Source organism: Bacillus sp. HY001, assembly GCF_007558965.1.
GTDB classification, from domain to species: domain Bacteria; phylum Bacillota; class Bacilli; order Bacillales; family Bacillaceae_G; genus Bacillus_A; species Bacillus_A mobilis.
The window spans coordinates 1-1,497 of the sequence record NZ_VLTE01000141.1 but is presented as its reverse complement, the minus strand read 5'-3'; the positions used below and the strand labels follow the sequence as shown (position 1 = coordinate 1,497).

The following is a 1,497-nucleotide window of genomic DNA, read 5'->3' as shown; positions in this document are numbered from 1 at the left end:
TTTTTTTATGTCAGCTACTGTTTTAACTACTTTACTAACAGTATTTTAAAAAGAAATTTCTCCCTAAATGAGACCCTGTTGTCCCTTCATCAATCTTATTGTTGAGATAAGAGAATTCTTTCCTTCATTTTTAAAATGATTTCATCAGAATTAATTTTTTTGGCTGATGGAACTCCTAAAATAGCAGAAGCCCCCTCACTGGCATATACTTCTTCTCCATTTTCGTGAGAAACAATAAATAACCCTTGTCCTTCAAATTCAATATATATAATTTTTTTAATTTGTTTTACATTTGTTTGTATAGACCTATAGATTTCATATAAATCTTTACTACGTTTTTCTCCCCCCATACGTATAGGCTCTTGTTCATTTGTAAAAATTAATCCCTCTGGATTGTTTCTATTTAAAATAAACCATAATTTTTCATCTGTGGGCAATAAATATTCAGATAGCTTTTTGGAGTCATTATTTATAATGTTTTGTTGTTGTATTTCATAAACATGGAAAAAAAATGTGGATATTTCTAAAGTTGAATTAGACGTAAAATTATGATTTTGATAAAGTTGCTTGCCGTCTTTTAATAGAGCACTTTTACTATTTTGATAATCTTTTAGTGCTATCTTTTCAGGTGACTCTTTAGAATTATCTGTTGCTTGAGCAATTTTATTCATACTTATTAATGCAATACTTAAAAATACGCCTAAAATTATAGTTCTCGTTATTTTTTTCATAAACTTATTTCCCTCCTTATTTTCATTTAATATCCTCTACTAATACCTTGAACTGTTTCATTCCACCAAAATCTATCGTTATTTTTAAATGATTCAAAGTTATGTTGATAATGATCGCCATACCAAGGATCCATATAGGTAATATAGTTCATATTATTCATACCTTTAAAATAACCATCTAACACAAGAAAATGACCAATATTCCCGCCGTTTTTCCAATTAATTAGTGTAATCATTGGTTTATTGCTATTAATTTGGCTTCTAAACTCATCATAAGAAAGAGTTCCTCTATTAATTGTTGAAGTTAAACCAAAATAAATAAGGCCATTTTGTATTTCTCTAGAAGTAGCTGGATAATTGTATAAGCCTCCCTTTACATATCCTACAAATTGCTGTTGTGTAGTTGGTTGCCCAAAATAGTTTAAAACAGATACTGAAGTACCTGCCCAACACCAATTAGACTGCTGTTGTTTAATGTTAGGAACATTTAGTTTAATAGTTGTTGTAGAATTAGGTGGATTTCCATTTATAAATGCCGAAGCAACATATGCTTTTTTCCCGTTTTTAAAAAAATAAAACCAGCGATTATCTATACTTCCAGTCCAATAATCTTTTAAACCCTCTCCATATTCCCAACCATTGAAGTAAACGGTTTGATTTCCTTGAAGAACATCTATTATATTTCCAGTCGAATCTTTATTATCGCGCACATTTACCCCGATAGGAGCAGTTACACCTGAAAATTCAACTTCTTCGGCAAACACAT

General features: G+C 30.0%; 2 protein-coding genes. Both read right to left on the bottom strand.

Annotated elements, in window-relative coordinates; all coding sequences use genetic code 11:
• Nucleotides 1-95 precede the first annotated feature (95 nt).
• Entirely contained in the window at nt 96-731 is a 636-nt protein-coding gene (locus FOT98_RS29260) for a hypothetical protein (protein ID WP_000724525.1), read from the bottom strand.
• Nucleotides 732-757: 26 nt separating this feature from the next.
• Nucleotides 758-1,495 carry a papain-like cysteine protease family protein gene (locus FOT98_RS29255; RefSeq protein WP_210627874.1) on the bottom strand — a complete coding sequence of 246 codons (738 nt, stop codon included), beginning with the start codon at nt 1,493-1,495 and terminating at the stop codon, nt 758-760.
• Nucleotides 1,496-1,497 lie beyond the last annotated feature (2 nt).